This window comes from Arcanobacterium pluranimalium (assembly GCF_016907845.1).
Taxonomy (GTDB): domain Bacteria; phylum Actinomycetota; class Actinomycetes; order Actinomycetales; family Actinomycetaceae; genus Arcanobacterium_A; species Arcanobacterium_A pluranimalium.
This window is the reverse complement of sequence record NZ_JAFBCS010000001.1, coordinates 484091-501385: the sequence shown is the minus strand read 5'-3', so window position 1 is coordinate 501385 and position 17295 is coordinate 484091. Positions and strand designations below refer to the sequence as shown.

14 protein-coding genes and 1 CRISPR repeat array are annotated in these 17295 nt (G+C 50.4%); of the genes, 6 read left to right on the top strand and 8 right to left on the bottom strand.

The window, feature by feature from the left end:
• Window positions 1-165: 165 nt before the first annotated feature.
• A complete protein-coding gene (locus JOD55_RS02075; RefSeq protein WP_204398202.1) occupies window positions 166-1251 on the top strand; it encodes a hypothetical protein in 1086 nt (361 codons plus the stop codon).
• 316 nt (window positions 1252-1567) lie between these two features.
• On the opposite strand, the gene JOD55_RS02070 is transcribed toward JOD55_RS02075, so the two are convergent.
• The 4 genes from JOD55_RS02070 to JOD55_RS02055 all read right to left on the bottom strand — a co-directional run bounded on the left by JOD55_RS02070 (window position 1568) and on the right by JOD55_RS02055 (window position 3215).
• A complete protein-coding gene (locus JOD55_RS02070) occupies window positions 1568-2065 on the bottom strand; it encodes a hypothetical protein (protein ID WP_204398201.1) in 498 nt (165 codons plus the stop codon).
• Between the two features lie 23 nt (window positions 2066-2088).
• The gene (locus JOD55_RS02065) at window positions 2089-2289 is read right to left on the bottom strand and encodes a Panacea domain-containing protein (protein ID WP_204398200.1); all 201 of its coding nucleotides are present in this window, start codon (window positions 2287-2289) and stop codon (window positions 2089-2091) included.
• 70 nt (window positions 2290-2359) lie between these two features.
• Window positions 2360-2752 (bottom strand): hypothetical protein, encoded by a 393-nt coding sequence (locus tag JOD55_RS02060; protein ID WP_204398199.1) that lies wholly within the window; start codon window positions 2750-2752, stop codon window positions 2360-2362.
• Window positions 2753-2759: 7 nt separating this feature from the next.
• Window positions 2760-3215 carry a Panacea domain-containing protein gene (locus JOD55_RS02055; RefSeq protein WP_204398197.1) on the bottom strand — a complete coding sequence of 152 codons (456 nt, stop codon included), beginning with the start codon at window positions 3213-3215 and terminating at the stop codon, window positions 2760-2762.
• Between the two features lie 278 nt (window positions 3216-3493).
• Here JOD55_RS02055 and JOD55_RS02050 point away from each other — a divergent pair, with 278 nt between their 5' ends.
• Window positions 3494-4786 carry a hypothetical protein gene (locus JOD55_RS02050; protein ID WP_204398195.1) on the top strand — a complete coding sequence of 431 codons (1293 nt, stop codon included), beginning with the start codon at window positions 3494-3496 and terminating at the stop codon, window positions 4784-4786.
• A gap of 645 nt (window positions 4787-5431) precedes the next feature.
• Window positions 5432-8207: direct repeats of the CRISPR family, unit length 29 nt; unit sequence GGAAATACCCCCGCATGCGCGGGGAATAG.
• Between the two features lie 18 nt (window positions 8208-8225).
• On the opposite strand, the gene cas2e is transcribed toward JOD55_RS02050, so the two are convergent.
• From cas2e to cas6e, 4 genes are read right to left on the bottom strand one after another with little or no spacing between them, the layout of a single operon-like run.
• Window positions 8226-8540: a type I-E CRISPR-associated endoribonuclease Cas2e gene (gene cas2e / locus JOD55_RS02045; RefSeq protein WP_204398193.1), complete on the bottom strand. Its 315-nt coding sequence runs from the start codon at window positions 8538-8540 to the stop codon at window positions 8226-8228.
• Entirely contained in the window at window positions 8540-9475 is a 936-nt protein-coding gene (gene cas1e, locus JOD55_RS02040; RefSeq protein WP_204398191.1) for a type I-E CRISPR-associated endonuclease Cas1e, read from the bottom strand. Before cas1e ends, cas2e begins: the two co-directional genes overlap by 1 nt.
• 19 nt (window positions 9476-9494) lie before the next feature.
• Window positions 9495-12179 (bottom strand): CRISPR-associated helicase Cas3', encoded by a 2685-nt coding sequence (gene cas3, locus JOD55_RS02035; protein ID WP_204398190.1) that lies wholly within the window; start codon window positions 12177-12179, stop codon window positions 9495-9497.
• Window positions 12180-12199: 20 nt separating this feature from the next.
• Window positions 12200-12880, bottom strand: a complete 681-nt coding sequence (gene cas6e, locus JOD55_RS02030) for a type I-E CRISPR-associated protein Cas6/Cse3/CasE (RefSeq protein WP_204398188.1) — start codon at window positions 12878-12880, stop codon at window positions 12200-12202.
• Between the two features lie 252 nt (window positions 12881-13132).
• Here cas6e and JOD55_RS02025 point away from each other — a divergent pair, with 252 nt between their 5' ends.
• The 4 genes from JOD55_RS02025 to cas5e are packed head-to-tail and all read left to right on the top strand — an operon-like array spanning window position 13133 to window position 17200.
• Window positions 13133-14719: a type I-E CRISPR-associated protein Cse1/CasA gene (locus JOD55_RS02025; RefSeq protein ID WP_204398184.1), complete on the top strand. Its 1587-nt coding sequence runs from the start codon at window positions 13133-13135 to the stop codon at window positions 14717-14719.
• Window positions 14720-14732: 13 nt separating this feature from the next.
• Window positions 14733-15350: a type I-E CRISPR-associated protein Cse2/CasB gene (casB, locus tag JOD55_RS02020; protein ID WP_204398183.1), complete on the top strand. Its 618-nt coding sequence runs from the start codon at window positions 14733-14735 to the stop codon at window positions 15348-15350.
• Window positions 15351-15380: 30 nt separating this feature from the next.
• Window positions 15381-16466 carry a type I-E CRISPR-associated protein Cas7/Cse4/CasC gene (gene cas7e, locus JOD55_RS02015; RefSeq protein ID WP_204398181.1) on the top strand — a complete coding sequence of 362 codons (1086 nt, stop codon included), beginning with the start codon at window positions 15381-15383 and terminating at the stop codon, window positions 16464-16466.
• Complete coding sequence (gene cas5e, locus JOD55_RS02010) at window positions 16463-17200, top strand: type I-E CRISPR-associated protein Cas5/CasD (RefSeq protein ID WP_204398179.1); 738 nt, start codon at window positions 16463-16465, stop codon at window positions 17198-17200. The genes cas7e and cas5e overlap by 4 nt, the downstream gene beginning before the upstream one ends.
• Window positions 17201-17295 lie beyond the last annotated feature (95 nt).

Below are 17295 nucleotides of genomic sequence, written 5' to 3'. Positions count from 1 at the left end.
TGCTGTTTGGCTTGGTGGCAATTGCGGCTCTTATACCCGCTGTTCGAACGGTTTGTGAACCAGCGAATTATCGAAGTAAGTAAGATGCAATGAAAGTGAACGAAGCAGGAATATCCGACTCTCCATCCGCTAGGATGATTATTACTAGATGAAAGGGGAATAATTATGCCTGGTGGAGAACATGCGCCCTTACAGGGAGCAACCGTGAGCCAAGAATCGAATACCTCTACCCCTAAGCGGGGTGTGTCTCGTAAGGCGCTCGCGCTCATTGTTGCAGGTGTGCTCGCGCTCATAGGGCTCGGTGGGGTCGGTATCTATCATGCCAATGCTGATACCCGCACTGCTCGCACCGCCTACAACAGCGCTATCGAGGCCCAGGACAAGGCTCTCGCCTCCTACACTAAGGCCTACGAGGACGCTGCGGCTCTCGCTAAAGATTGTGCCACCCAGGTAGATGACACCCACGTGTGTGATGAGCTCACTCAGGCTCTGGGTACCAAGCTCACCGGGGTGGGTGTGCTCAACGACAAGGCCGGCTATGACTCGTTTATTAAAAACACTCCCCTGATTACTGATAATGCTGCGACTCTTGATAAGACCGCTAAGACGCTCGGTGATCTGACCGCGCGCGTGAATGCCTCGATTGACCGTAAGGCATACAATACTTTTACTGCTGCGTGGGCAGCTCACGAACAATCGTTGAACGCTCTCAATGGGGTGTTGTCTGCTACTGCCGGTAAGGTTGCCGATGCTAACGCCTACAATAACGCCACGAGCGCACGCGATAACGCCACCCATCTGCGTGAGGTTAAGCCTGAGGGGCGCGATGCCCTGCTTAAGGCGGCATCCGATCTTGATACTTCGCGTGCCTACATGGATCAAAACGCGGCAGCAGTCTACGCAACCCACCAAGCATGGGCCGGGGCACAGGCTCAAGCCGAGGCTCAGGCAGCACAAGCAGCTGCACAACAGCGCACATCAACACCAGCTACGAAGCGCACCGCGCGCGCGGGCTCAGGCTCGGGCTCGGGCTCGGGTTCTGGTGGGGCTACCTCTGGATCGGGGTCGACTGGAGGCTCAGCACCAGCACCAAGCGCGCCAAGCACCAGCCGCAATAAGACCATTGCTCCTCCAGGCGCCCCCATTCCGCCTACGTGTACCGACGGACAAAGGCGACTCCCTCCAGATACCTCTATCAAGGGGTATATCGAGTGTCGAGGTGGAAAGTGGATCCCTGTCTATAACAACTAACCTATAACTCGGTTCTTTCCCTTTCAAGGAGCGTTGGCTACTTTGGTAGCTGACGCTCCTTTCTTTATGCTCTCAACATCGTTGTTGGCTGCTTGTGTTTTGGTCATTGTTCCCACTCCTCGCAATCGTGGTCTGTTGCCTTACACCTAAAGAGTGTGTGCAAAAAATTGTTTCGTAACACCGGCTCCCACCAGTGTTTTTAATCTTTGCGACACTTCTGCCAGCATGTTTGCCTCACACGTTCAGCTTAGCGCTCCCCTCCTGCCAAAAAACGTGTCCAGACGGGGAGTTGCTCTCTCATGCGATTCTTACGTGGTTAGGTGTTTTTCTTCTTCGACGGCCATACCTGATGGTCAAAATCGACCCCAATAATATGGAACTCATTGCCGAAACGACATCCGATAATACGCTCTTTACCACCAAGCCGAAATCTACCCATCGAATCTAATGTCTCATAGTTATCCGATAGACGCTGAAGTGCTTCTTTGTTTGGGCAACCGGACATATCCCCATAAGAGCTATAAAGCCTGCCTGGCTTGAAAGCCTCACCACATCTGTGTTGCTCAAGTTCGGAAAGTTTCTTCCACAGCATTTTAGACTGATCTTGGGTAAGTAAACGGGGAGACCAAGGACCGTCCAGATCGGCTATACCGAAACAAAACCGCAGGTAGTCCGAGTTCTCCCGTTCAAAAACAGTAGAGCTAAAGGTTGCACTTTTCTTAGAAGAACACGGCAACACAGTACCTAAATCCGCGCGCTTTCGTGATCTGTGCGGATTCGTTGACACTTTTGGTGTCTTATATTTTTTACTCATGGGACATAGTAGACGTGACTGTTTCACAGTAAGGAATCGTAATATTCAGCCATTGCGCTATGAGTGATTTCGTGGTTGCACCGCTGACCAAAAGGAATACCGTCTCTAACATCTCGCCACGGAGCTTCTGCATGAGTGAGTTCGCTCAACCAATGAGCGTCTCTGTGAGCGTAAAAATCCACAACAGCATCAATAGTTGTAGGAAATATTTCACCGCGACTCATAGTCTAACGACACTTTTTACAACCCACAAGGCTCAAATAATGCCCGGTCTACTGATTCGCAGCAACAGGCTCACTCTGCGCTACGGCTTGTTTTGATGTGTTGACTTTCCGTGTGCGTCTTCGCAAAAACAAAGCCTAGCGCAGTGGTGGTGACGAGCTTAAGTAATTCAATAGCAGAGTGAAGCTCACTTCTACTAGGGTCATCTCCGCCCCAGGCGTAGCCGATAACACTAAGAATGACAACCAAGCATATACAGCAGCAAATAAGTCTCTGTCCGTACTGTAACTTAGAGTAGTCAACTATTTCGTGGAAAGGATGCGGCTCTTGTTGGGAGGTGCTAGAAACCTTACTATCTGTTTGATGCTCAGTAGGAGCCGGAACTTCCGGCTCCACACCCGAACCCCGACGGTCAGTTTCTTCATCTATTTCAAGCGCAACCTTATGCGAATGAGGTTTCTCCATCGAACATTCACCTTAAACCTAGTGGCTCGCGGTAGGTTGTATCCGAACCAATATCAGCAGGATTAAGAACAGGCCAGTCTCGTTGAAAAGCCTTATCCCAAGCAGAGTCTTTTATGTGGGTAATTTTCGATAGTTCGATACCCGTCTTGTGTTTAGCTTTGTCCCAGACTCTATCAAGGGCTACCTTAAGCTCGATGTCCTGTGCCTCATCAATAATGAGCGTCTTACCTCTAGCGTCTCTAGCATAACGCTTAATCCCGTTCTTGCCGTAACTACGAAATTCGTCGTAAACAGAATACACAACAGGACCATACGCCCAGGTAGAAAATGATTCTTCTAAAAGATCACTCTTCATTACTTTCTGATATTCACTAGCAACGAAGTACATGATTTTTTGCAATTTCATCGAGCTAATGTATATCTTTTCTGCAAAAGAGCGGCTTAAAACATTGTTAGCAATCATTGTTGAACTATAAGGCACTGTTCCTCCTTTCTTGTTTGTAGCATATCAGTTTAGACGCTTCGAGCTATAGAGGTTGTTTACTCCTCTAGTTTGTATTATCTGCGCGTGAGAAAAAATCAGTGCCGCACACTAAATGAGCGATTGGGTAAAGGCTCAATCACTGCTTGGTCAGTATCCCAAAAATCTTTCCAGGCAGTAACGCACACTACTAGGGATGTCAGGAAACAGTGAATATCTGTTTTCCGACATTACATCCTCTCTCATTAAAGGAAAAGCTAATGAAGCCAATGAAGCGCCGAATTATCGGCACTCTCGCAGCGCTATGTAGCGCAACCCTTCTCACGAGCCCTCTCGCCTTTGCTGGCGATGGGGCAGGCACCGCCGGTGGCGGAGCCGTCAGCCATTACGGCGCAGACCAATCATACGTTTGGCACGCACAAGATGATTACGAAAGCGGAAACACTGTGCCTACGCAGGGCTGGGGGCAGACCTCGATTGACTACTTCGCCACCAAGGTCCTTGCTGGCTCAGGTAAGTCCTCGTTTGGCACCAGCGCGGTAGGCTACTACCAAGCAGCATGTACCGACGCTATTAACGAAGCTATTGCCCGTGGCGCGAGCGATCCTGTGCCTGCAACTCAGGCGCGCGTCGTCTACCTAGGAATGTATGACTACACCCTCGCCTCAGCACCAACACTGTTTGGTGGTGGGTATGCGCGAGCTAACGATGATGGCATTACCCAATACAATGCGTCATGGGATCAGATCGTCGGATCGTGGACGGACTACTTCATTCAGTCAGCTAACAACCTCAATGACGTGAATAGCCTGCGTGCTCTTGGTCGGTCCAAGATCGACGCGATGGGCTCAGGTACTCTCTCAGCAGTGTGTATCGCCCGTAACAACAACGAGCCACTAGGTAATCCGTTGCCTGACCCGAACCCCAACAAAGCCTGGGTACTCGACAGCGCAGGCGCTCTGGTCACCTCGGATCCGAACAAGACCAACGCTGTGGGAGCAGACCAAAAACTCTTCCTCCACGGCGATAAGGTAGGCTCCGTCGTCACCGGCTCTATCCCAAACGGCATCACCCGCCCCTTGACCGACTACCAGATTGCCGATGACTGGTCAGGAGCTGCCAAATACGTCGACTTCACCAACACGGGAGCCGCGCGCGTATTCAGGGACGGAGTAGACGTAACGAGCCAGTTCACGATCACGCTCAGTGGCACCACCACGATTGCGAGTGCGAAACCAGAGTTTTTGGCCACCACTGCGGGCTTGTCCCAGCCAGCGGTGATGAAGCTCTACATTGCTGGTGCGTTTAAGCCCGTCACCGACGAGACCGACACTCACGGTCAAACGGTGCAGCTGACCAACAAGGGCTGGGAGAAATACAACGACAAGACCGTACCGACCAATGAGCCGCCGGTCTATGTTTGGAACCCTGACCCACACAAGGACATCGTGGGCTCGACCAAGCAAGACGGTAACCAGACCTCAATCAACTCCACAATGGTGTTCCCTGGTCAATGGGTGATTATCGTGATGATTAGTGGCGTGAGTATGTAGCTGGTGACATGATCGCTGCTAAATATTCTCATTATGGTGAGGACGGGTATTATTTTCTGCTTTCTCAAGGTAAGACTCTTGAGGATTTATTTCGTGAACATTGGGTTGCTTCTGGGAATCCTCCGCAGGATTAGGAAAAGGTGTTTATTGTGGCGAAGTCAACGAGTGTTGGGGCTGTTTTGAGGCGCGGGAGCGTGTGGAGGCTGTGAATGCGCTGCTTGATGAGAGGGGCGACTGTTTATCAGGTTGCTAAGCGTATGGGGTGAGGAATCAGAATTTGCGTACTTTGGTTCACTATCATTCTGTTTGATTGTGCGTGCTGTTTGGAAAACTCCCACATACGCCGGAATTGACCTGTGCACAACGTGCACACTGAGATTGCCAACATTTTCTCACTACCTTACGTTCCAACAAGATCCGAGCAAAAGGTGTGTTTTTTCGAGCCGCAAGTACAACTGCTACACGTACTGCGATTTTATGCCGGGCGGCTTGCGCTTGCGTTTTCTTCCTTATGCCTGCCTATAATTTCATTAAGGCTCTTGTATGACCGGCGCAATTCTAGCTCCGCCCCCAACAAGAGTCTTTCAGTTTTCTCACTAACTCAGTACAAAACTTTTTGCGAATCAATAGATCGATCTAAAATTTAGAGATACCCCCGCATGCGCGGGGAATAGGGCACTGCCAGCGGTGCTGGCTCGGCTGGCGTAGAAATACCCCCGCATGCGCGGGGAATAGATACGTGGTCTCAGCGCGTAACTAATCCACTTGGAAATACCCCCGCATGCGCGGGGAATAGACCCTTTTCCAAAGGTTTTTAAGGTAGGAGATGGAAATACCCCCGCATGCGCGGGGAATAGGCGCACCTCTTGCCTGAGTATCGCTAATTCTTGGAAATACCCCCGCATGCGCGGGGAATAGATTTCAAATCAACCAGCAGCCAGCCGTGAACAGGAAATACCCCCGCATGCGCGGGGAATAGGCTAACGCACAACGCGCGAAAATGGATGCGTCGGAAATACCCCCGCATGCGCGGGGAATATTTTTTTGATTGCTTCCCGCACTTCCTGCGGTGGGAAATACCCCCGCATGCGCGGGGAATAGCAGTACCGTGATTTACCAGAGCCTGAACCACCGGAAATACCCCCGCATGCGCGGGGAATAGTGCTCCTCTTTCTCTTTCGCACGCTTACGCAGGGAAATACCCCCGCATGCGCGGGGAATAGTTCGTCTGATAAGGGCTTCCAAGGTGTTGCACGGAAATACCCCCGCATGCGCGGGGAATAGGTATGGATTCTGATCTCGATGGCTGGTTTGAAGGAAATACCCCCGCATGCGCGGGGAATAGTAGTTACGCGCTGAGACCACGTATCAATCCATGGAAATACCCCCGCATGCGCGGGGAATAGCTTGGGCGCTGGACTTGTGGGCGGTATGCTCGGGAAATACCCCCGCATGCGCGGGGAATAGCACGCATTGTTATGGCAGCGCTCGTGATTGGAGGAAATACCCCCGCATGCGCGGGGAATAGTCAGCTTTACGACGGCTAATACTTGCCCTCATGGAAATACCCCCGCATGCGCGGGGAATAGTAGGTGGCTCTTCTGGTAACTTAAATTCCATTGGAAATACCCCCGCATGCGCGGGGAATAGAACATACGCGCGCGAATACGGCCAATCTCAGCAGAAATACCCCCGCATGCGCGGGGAATAGAGGGTGTTTTGACTACTAAAGATTTCTTTATTGGAAATACCCCCGCATGCGCGGGGAATAGTGCGTCCATGAGACGTGAGCCAAGCTCATACTGGAAATACCCCCGCATGCGCGGGGAATAGAAAATAAAGCCATGCCAACAACACCAAAACCAGGAAATACCCCCGCATGCGCGGGGAATAGGGTTCGTGGGTTACTACTGATACGTGGGTGCCGGAAATACCCCCGCATGCGCGGGGAATAGTTGCTTAAGCCTAATCTCGCCTTGTGAAGTCTGGAAATACCCCCGCATGCGCGGGGAATAGAGAATCCTTACCCTCGTTATCTTTTAAATAGCGGAAATACCCCCGCATGCGCGGGGAATAGTCTTGCATGATGGCGAAGAAGTTGGCTCGTCCGGAAATACCCCCGCATGCGCGGGGAATAGCGTCGGCGATTGAGGAACTGGCGAAGGCTGGCGGAAATACCCCCGCATGCGCGGGGAATAGCCAACATGAAGCACAGCCTTACCGATAGGAATAGAAATACCCCCGCATGCGCGGGGAATAGCTGATTCCACCGAATATTAAGACGGCTTCAGAGGAAATACCCCCGCATGCGCGGGGAATAGTAGCCACGATCACGCATCCACTGAAAAAGCCTGGAAATACCCCCGCATGCGCGGGGAATAGCTGCTGAGCGGTTGATGCGTTCTACTATCCGCGGAAATACCCCCGCATGCGCGGGGAATAGGCATTAACAAGCTCTTTCGCGGGGCGTTTGAGGGAAATACCCCCGCATGCGCGGGGAATAGAGTGTTTCGGTAGCCTAAACCCCTGCTCAGCCGGAAATACCCCCGCATGCGCGGGGAATAGTCCTTGTAGGTGTCGGTTCCGTCTACCACCAGGGAAATACCCCCGCATGCGCGGGGAATAGCTTTTGGTTCGAGTTCGCGTGCATAGGTCTCTGGAAATACCCCCGCATGCGCGGGGAATAGGTTTAGTTAGCGGATTCTTTAGCTTCGATCAGGGAAATACCCCCGCATGCGCGGGGAATAGAGTACGTCTTTCCATCTTCGATCCAAATTTTTGGAAATACCCCCGCATGCGCGGGGAATAGATTACACTGCCGGTTATCCTCAACCGATCGACGGAAATACCCCCGCATGCGCGGGGAATAGTCCACTCGAAATTGCTTCAGCAATCTCGGCATTGGAAATACCCCCGCATGCGCGGGGAATAGGATTTCAAATAGAATTCCAAGCGCAAACGCCATGGAAATACCCCCGCATGCGCGGGGAATAGTACAGGGTACTCAGTTCCAGACCTCTCCAGCGGGAAATACCCCCGCATGCGCGGGGAATAGAGGGTAGCTAAAATGAATGAGGCAATTCTAACGGAAATACCCCCGCATGCGCGGGGAATAGACCTACCCCCTCAATTAAAGGGTAATGCCAATGGAAATACCCCCGCATGCGCGGGGAATAGCGCTCTTGGTATTCCGCAATTTCATCTAAATCGGAAATACCCCCGCATGCGCGGGGAATAGATGATCGCCCTGACGAGACGGTTATCAATTTGGGAAATACCCCCGCATGCGCGGGGAATAGTCACCTTGTGGAGATTCTTCCACTTCCGTGTTGGAAATACCCCCGCATGCGCGGGGAATAGAACGCCGGCATGTGCGCGCTGTTATAGATGGTGGAAATACCCCCGCATGCGCGGGGAATAGACTAAACCACCTGCGGAATTATTTCACAAAATCCCGCTTTTCTGCCACTTGCAATCGGCTACCACAAATCAAAGTCACCCCATCACAATCTGAAACTTGGCGAGACTGTGGCCCGGCGGTCAACACCGAAAAACCTTGCTCACGTTGAGAATCACTCATCACCATTGTAATACTTCCCTCACCCACCGCAGTACTAATACGCTCCCACAAGCGCTCAACTACAACTCGTGACATCGTCCCCACATACAGTCCCACATTGGCCTCAGCTAAGAATCGGGACAAATACCCATGCATATGCGCCGGCACGTTCGAAGTAGACACGACCACAAACATCAGTCATCCTTCCCATACTGAACATGCCCATCAACTTCCTCGCCGCCGTCGTCAATCAAACGATCGTCATCACGATTTGGCAGGTGGGGCGTCAAAACAACCATCAACGCGTCAATCATGTCGGCAATAATTTTTCTTTTATGAATCTGCTGGCGCAAATCACGGCGGATTGCTTCAACTGGGTCTTCGTCATGTGCATGCGAGAATACCAAAGGCAAAACAATGCGTGCCTTGTACAAGTCCGCCAGGTCAAAGAGTAGCGACCTCGCATCGCCTCGGTGAATAATCCCCAGCGACGGATTCACGCCGATCGCAGCACAGGCAGTGGCCGCCACCCCATACATGATGGAATTCGCAATATTGAGTCCTGTGTTCACGGCGTCTTCAGCTTTGGTATCACGCTTAAATCCCGAGATACGCATCTTTTTTGCCTGATCACGATACGTGTCGCGCATAATTCTCCCCTCCATGCCACGCATCGCTGCAATCGTCCCACCAGGCATATGCTCAAGTCCGAACTGCCGTTTATAAAGTTCCAGAGCAGCAACCCGCTGAAATTTTTGGTTCGAAATCAACCTCGCCTGGGCAATGGCCCATTTCGACGACGCCGTCAAAGGAGTTGCGTACGAATACGCATTCACTCCCCCACCACCAGTAAAAACAACCGTGCATCCAGATCTGGTACACGACGTCATTGCAGCATGCGAAATACTCGTTCCTGGCCCTAAACAAAGAACGCCAACACCAGAAACTGGCAGCTGAATTCGGTCAACTTGGGCTTCATCTCCACCAACGTCACGAATTGCAACCACGCCAGTGCGGTCTTGACGCACTAAGCAATACTCAAGATACAAATATGAGATTCGATCTTCGGCTCTAATCTGATGTCCAGGCGGGATCGTACTGAATGCCAAAGCTTCCTCAGAATACCCCATGCTTGCAGCCCTCCCTATTTCAGTTTTCCGAATATTGTGCAGATGCCGATATTTGCGAGCGATCGAATCCAGTAACCGCGTCGTAAAATCGCTGAGAATCTGGCAAATACCAGTACCCACGCAGAAGAGAGTTGGCATCACTTAACGCCACGAGTCCGTAATTGGCAGCCTTATCCTTGTCGAACGACAAGCGCACATTCATCGAAGCCTTCATCACCTTACGCACCCGTTCTTTGTCTGAGGCACGTATTTTTAAGAGCTGATCGACGTTCCACTGTTGAGCGCCAGGAACCACATCTGGATCACCACCGAGAATCAATGAATACTGATGCCCCTGATCGATGAGTCGTGTTGCTCTCTCATCAGGAGTAACCGCCCCGGTCATCGACTGAAGCTCGCCATATTCGGCCTCTTCACCAAGAAGTTTCCTCAAATCAACTCGGTTGTTCTCACCCTTCATAGTTTTCAAAGCCTGATCAGCCAAAGCTTCAATATCCTGATCAGTACGCGCATCATCAAAACTAACGGTCGAGGCATCGATAAAGTCTTGGCAGTCACCCGGAACGTTGATCGCACCATGTTTTTCGAGCCACGACGCCGATCGTTTAATCTCCGCAGCAAGATACGGCAAGTACTTTCCAGACTCGTCGTCGTCAAAATACGTTACCGTAAGCACCTTGTGTTGCATCCTCGGCACGCGAGCACTTCGACCGTCGTCAGCTCGTCTCCACAAACGGCCCGCGCGCTGGATTAGCGAAGGCGCTGGGCACAACTCGGTGTTTAGCAAGTCCAAATCAATATCTAACGAAGCCTCGATTGCTTGCGTGCCCACAATTGTTATTTTCTTTGCTGTTCCGCCCGGTCCGATCTCGTTGAGCATTTTATCTGCAGCTTCTTGTCGATGTTTCGCAGTCATGTTCGAGTGAAGTACGACGACGCTCTCACCAGTTTCCTCGATAGCTTTCGCAATGTCTCGCGCACGTTGCACAGTGTTACAAATAATGCCGATGCGTGAATTTGGATATTCACGCCGTTGCTCAGCAAACCATTTAATATGCGATTCGACGAGATTCTGATGCGTCACCTTACGCAGATCAATACCGATAACGTACCTGTCCGTTTCCAATTTTTTGCACACGATTTCTTGCTGACCCTGAGTAACACTCTCTGCCGAAGGGAACGACGCCGGCGCCATCGTGATGCTTTTGCCACCGTATGCGCGGGTGAGCACTTCACGTTGCCAGCTAGGCAAGGTGGCAGTCAAGAACGTTACTCGGGTGTTCGTTGCTGCCAGCCACGGCATCAATCCTTCAAGCAACTTCGTCTGGTATTGATCAAGCGTATGCACCTCATCAATCACAATATGCGAATTGGCTAAGGCGAGAAGCGTAAGGTGAATCCATTTTCCCGGCAATCCTCCAATCAGCGCCTGATCAATCGTGCCTACACACACTGGCGCTAACAGGCGTGCTGAACCAGACTTCACGAAACTTGAGGGATATAAACCGGTAGGATCCTGATGCGGATTTAGGTCGCCGCATTCCTTAGCTGTGTTAATACTATTCGGATCGTCATGTGAATCATCGAAAATCGAGAGTGGCTGCTCATAGAAATCTTCGAGCGAAGCAAGCAAATGCGCCAACGATGCAACATTGGAAGTCTCTGCAAATGCCTTGCGAACACGATTCATGATTGCATTCGAAGTAGCTTGAGTTGGAAGCAGAAATATGAGCCGCTCCGATCGAAGCGAATGCCGCAGTAACGCAGCTTCGGTCTTCCCCACACCTGTGGTGGCCATGAGCGACCACAGACCATCGCCAGTTTCTAAGGCCGCCTGTTGAGCAGGACGTGGCTGATAGCCTTGAAGAATAGCTTTGTAGGCAGCGTCGTCGTTCTCCCACGGGTGATACAAACCAACTGTTGCATCAACCCTGCTTACGGCGGCGCCATATCTGTATTCGATCCATTGACGCGGATTTTCCAAAGAAATTTCGCCCGCGTTCATAAGGTTTTGACCACCTTGAACCCATCGTTCACCAGATGCGATCCTATCGGCCAAAATCACAAGACCTGAAAGCAACACAGTGACCACTGGAAAAACCGTCTCGGGTAACTCGTTCTGATCCACGTCGCAACCTAACGCAAGCAGTGACAGCAGATCCTCGTGCGATTCACGCCAACCAGTCGCCCGTATCTGTTCCTGATAGTCCTCTCGTTCGACGGAACTTAGATCTGGAACCTCAAATCGACCATGATGCCCACCAGAAATTACAGATTTCCAAATATCTTCGATGCGATTATCGCCGCGCAGGAAATTATCAGCGAAATAATAGGCAGAGTTCTGTTCATGACGTCGGATAAACCGTTTCGTACCGTTACGCAGCACAGTGCGTGGGTGCAGATCTTGATAATGCCCCGAAGCATTAATCGCTGAACGAATTTCATTCCATTGGGAATCAGCAGCACCCAGCTGCAACTGAAATCGCGGTGTCGCCTTTCCTACATCGTGAGCGCCTAAAACGAACTGCACGATGTTTCTAGCTTTATCCCCGAAAGCATGTTGTATCAGCTCGCGAAGTTCCGACCGCAACCAGTGATCATAGAGAGCTCCAGCAACACAAGCAGTGTCGAGCATATGAGCAAGCAAAGGATACGGAACATCGAATCCGGTGCGCTTAGCCCACAATTCAGATCGGGTATTCACTATTGGCACCTCACGACCGGTCAAATTGCCTGCACAGAAAGCAGACCACATCCGTAATTCTTTGCCCGTCCCACACCATGCGCCATCATAGTATGCAGAACTTCAACGTCACCGATTTGTGCTACGCCGTCTACCGTATCGACTTGCACCACACGATCACTGAATCGCCGACCATCTCTGTCGACCCCAAGCACTTCACGTTGATGATTAATAATTTGCAATTCTTTGAGAGCAGGATGAAGTTTTCGTTGCAACCATAGCGACATCGGTGATACGTCGTCGTCATTTTCCTCTCCGTCGAACGGAACTGGAATAACGCCTCTACTATCCTGGCTGGGTACGGCCTTTTCTTTGTTTTGACGACGTACCGCGTTTACTGCAATTCGGAAACGTACCGGTGTTCCTTCAGCATAGCTCGGAAGTGTATATTCGACTGTTTCAATCGCTGGATGCTCAAAATCAGGGCGGGCAGTAGACTGTACGAGGAAAAATGCGGGTTCGCCGGGGATCAAGTCGAGCCGGAACAGCGCGTCAGTCTCTGCACGAGGGGAGTCAGTGAACAAATCGCCGAACAATCCCATCACTGCTCGATGCCGAAAGACAGGATCAGCGGGATTCCAACCACGCCCCGGCTTCGCAACATCATCACGAGCCAAGGCTACATGCATGGGAAACTTGGTCAAATACAGCGGCTTGTTCATTGTTGTCCTTCCGTATGCGTCCTCGCATTTTTGTCTTCTATCACATAGAATAACTGGTGATTCCCCAAGCGTTTGGGGGTATTTCTATATTCGTGAATATTGAGTTCCCCGCGCACGCGGGGGGATTGTGGATAGTTACAGAATAAAAGCTCTAATAAAATTTCGCAACATATTTGTGAATATTGATTGACAATCAAACTTTATTGTGTCTACTCTTACATTATCCATAACAATTCTGTGAAATGGAGAAAAATGGAGGACCAAAATATCTTTGATATTCCTTGGATTGATACCAACCGAGGATATTTGAGCCCGCGAGAACTGCTCAAACAAGCACATACCGCCGGCATTTCGCTCAACTTTGCCCGACCCGCATTTGAGGTTTCCACTCAATTTCGGTTCTTGCTCCACACCATTGCCGTTGTGTTGAGACATGAATATACCGATGGAAAAATCTCACGATCTACCACCGAGAACCTACTCAAGAACGGTCTTAGCAATAAAGCAATCGACTCAGGTCTCGAAAAATTAGCTCCGGGAGCAATGCTTCACGACGGCGTCATGCCTTTCATGCAGCGTCCACCACTCCCACCGAAAGGTCCGAAAGATACCTCTCGAAAACTGGGACCCAGCGACCAAGAAGTTAAGAAGCTTTCACCAGCTATGCCGTCTGATGAGGGCGAAGATTTTTGGAATTTGCTGGTCGATTTCCCCAAATCTCTCCCCTACCCCCAAGCTATCCTCAAATTAACCGCATACAATTTCTTCTCACCTGCCGGAAATAACGTCTACGACGGTGATAAAGCAAGAATGGGAACGCCTGGAATGCGTTTTCTTGGAAAAGGAAACGCCGCAACTGAGTTTATTTGGCAGATCGACGGTGGCTCCTTACTTCACTCCTTGTTAGCTTCGCTTCCAAAGGATTGGGTTGCTGGTGATGCTTTACCTGCGTGGGCTGATCGTGAAGGAACGAGTGCCATAGCAGATTCTGGATTGTGCCACCCGTTATGGGCAGCGTCGTGGAGCTCTAACGTTGCCGTTGGATTTTGGGAGAACGACGAACTTACTGGTGTACGCATCGGCGGAGTACCCCAAAATTGGATACTCAAAGAGGTCATGGGTAATTCAGACGAGTTAAACAAGAACTGGTGGGATACCCGTAACACTGCGGATCCAATGTACCTATACATTCGCAATGATCAGAACGAACTCAAAGCTCAGCGAATTGACTTAGGCAGAGACGCAACTGATCTAGCGGTCGAATGGGCTGCGCAAAATAAAACCGAACACCTATTTGCGACAACTAGTAAGCACGTGCTCAATCTCGAAATAGGAGACGCAACGCCGCTGTTCTTCCGACATCAAATTGAAGGAACGGCGTCGTCACCTTCAATCCGAGCTTCGGAAGTATTCGAGGCAGACAAATCATTGTGGGCATTTAACCTAGATAAATACGTTCAAAATGACGTCTCCAACTTCGCCCGGCTCCTTCAAGACGTTCGTAACACAGTTGTTCGACCATTCCGCAGAAAGACGGGAAACGCTAACAATGTTCTTGACGCTTTAGCGGATCGTGCAAACGATGTTTCCCATGCATTTTGGCGCAATATCACTTATACGTACGAGCGTTTCATCACTGATGTAGCCTCCGGCAACGAAAATTATCAGGAGCTGTATGAGAACGTATATTACGAGGCTTTAAGATCGTTCGACGACGTGACGAAAGCTTATCTTGGACAATATCCAAACGACATCTTCCATGTGCGAGGTGCAGTGGGTCGATATGTTCGCAAATTAATCAACGACGATAAAGCCAACCGTGGATTACTAGAGAATTAAGTTAGGAGGAAAAATGCCGCAATCAACCAATTCTGAATTCGCGCTTCTCGCTCGAATAATCAAAAATCGGGACGAAAAAACTTTCCGAAAAGAGCGCGCGAATTTGAGTAGGGGAATTGAAGCTTCCACTGAGCATTACGCTATACCCTATGTCTATCGTTTCCTACCAGAAGATGCTTCAAAAGCAGAGGTAGCAGCATTGACGCGAGCCGCTGCGCTCGCCGCTATCTACACGTCTATTAAGCCTTTCTCAGCACAAGAAACCCCAGATCAGAACAAGAAAAAGCCCTTTGGGCGGTGGTGTTACGAGCTTTCACTGGCATATGCAAAAAAGAATAGCGGAACCGAATCTGTGAACATCGATCCAGATCGCCCCGACCCAATTGGGCAGCGGCTACTTTACCTACACACGCAGTCATTCGAAGAAGCAACAAGGAGCATTCGCCGCCTTCTGCAGATTGCAGATGGTTTAGGGGGAAGTTCTCCACAGCTCGACTATGTGAATCTCTACTACACCTTAAAATACTGGGGAAATGGTGTCAGTGAAGAATCACGCACGCATAGACTGCAGATCTTGCGCAACTATTACGGATCGTTTAGCACTTCCGATAATTCTTCCGAAAACAACTAACCTCAAAACTTTCAAAAATAGGAGCAAATAATGTACCAAAATCTTACAATTCACCTGCTTACCGCCGTTCCATATTCCAATCTCAACCGTGATGACGCCGGAACGCCCAAGCGAGTTATGCAAGGCGGTGCACTGCGCGCACTTCACTCTTCACAAAGTATTAAACGTGGCGTGCGCACCAAATATGAAAATGCAAGCATGGACATTTCGGTTCGTTCCGGTAATCTCGTGAGCGAAATTGTCAAGGTTGCGCTCGAGATGCAACCCGATGCTGATGAAAACGCCATTAAGAAAGCGGCCACAAAAGCCGTTGGATTGCTTACTAAAGGAGCAGACAAATCATCAGATAAAGAGTCTGAGCGTTCAATTTGGATGAGCATGGAAGAAATTACCACTGCCGCGCAAGCGATCCTTAACGACATTGACAGTTTCATGGACAGCAAAGACGCAGCCTTTATCAAAGATGGAAAAACTGGTTCCCTCGCTATCGCGGCATTTGGTCGAATGTTCGCCAACGCTCCCACCAAAGGAACCGAGGCAGCAATCGCAGTTTCACCTGGTGTAACTACCCATCCAGTTGCGATCGAAACTGATTACTTCTCGACCGGTGACGATATCAAAGACCGCAACCACGAATCAGGTGCTACCTTCCTCGGCATCTCCCAATACGTAACCGGCACTTTCTACCGCACAATCAGCATCGACAAGAAACAACTCAAAGAAAGCTGGACAGCCTACGGACTCGAAGATAGCAGGTCTAACCTCGAAGAATTTGTTCGCTCCTGCATTTACGGCATGCCACGCGGTAAAGAGAATTCGACCGCACCATACATTCTCCCAGCTCTTGTAATCGTTGAAGAACAGCAATATCGCACCTCCTACGATTTCGAGAAGCCGGTATCAGCTGGCCGTACAGGTGGATATATGGAACAAAGCATTGCCGAGCTGGCTCGCAAGTTTAAACAAGCACGTGCTTTTGATCCGAAGAACTTTGGCGAGTTGCAGTTGATCTCTGGTACCGATGCTGATCAGCTCGACCCTGCACTCTTTGGCGATGTTAAGTACGCGAATCTTGATGAGCTCACATCATCCGTTGTGGATTGGATTTTACAATGACCGATGCCCTCTATATCCGTCTAGCAGGCTCGCTCCAGTCTTGGGCTGGGCCCGCCGTAACAGGAAATATCGTTCGCACCGAACGATTTCCAACCGTTACGGCCTTGCGCGGACTCATAGCCGGAGCAATAGGTGCGAGACGCGGGGAATTTCCAGATTGGCTCAATGATATAGAGTTTTCTATTCGACAAGACAGAAGGCCACATATCGTTGACGATTTCCAGACTATTAACCCGCGTCCCGAGTCCACCACCTTCCGCCGAAGGATGCTCCTCGTCCAGCGAAAGTCTGCATCAAGCAAGAAGGCAATTACTTTCACCCCCGACGCACAAGGTGGAACGTCTATTGTTCAACGTACCTATCTGGCCGATGGCGAGTTTTTGGTGCGAATCGTGTGTAACGATCACCTCGATGAAATTGAAGATGCGCTCGCATCTCCAAAATTCGTGACCTATTTAGGAAGGAAGGCCTTTCCACCAAGTTTTCCTTTCTATTTGGGTAGAGGAAGCAGTGAAGCTTTCACACAGATTCCGACTCTTCCAGAATCAGAACATGCACCCCAACCCGAGGCTCGCACCTTGGAAGTTCGCCAATACTACGATGCAGGAAACGGACTCCCTCCTCAAGAAGCGAGAAGTCGAGCTCAGTTCAGCGTCGTGGCAACCCAAGATGAGCGACTAGAAATAATCAGCTCACTGCTGGACATCAGACGCCCGTTACAAGAAACGGCGTAGTATCGACCAGCAAGTATGCACCGGAGCGTTCAGCACGTTATTGGCACACTTTGTTGCCAACGAGGTCTCAAATATTGCCAAATGCGGGGTATGGA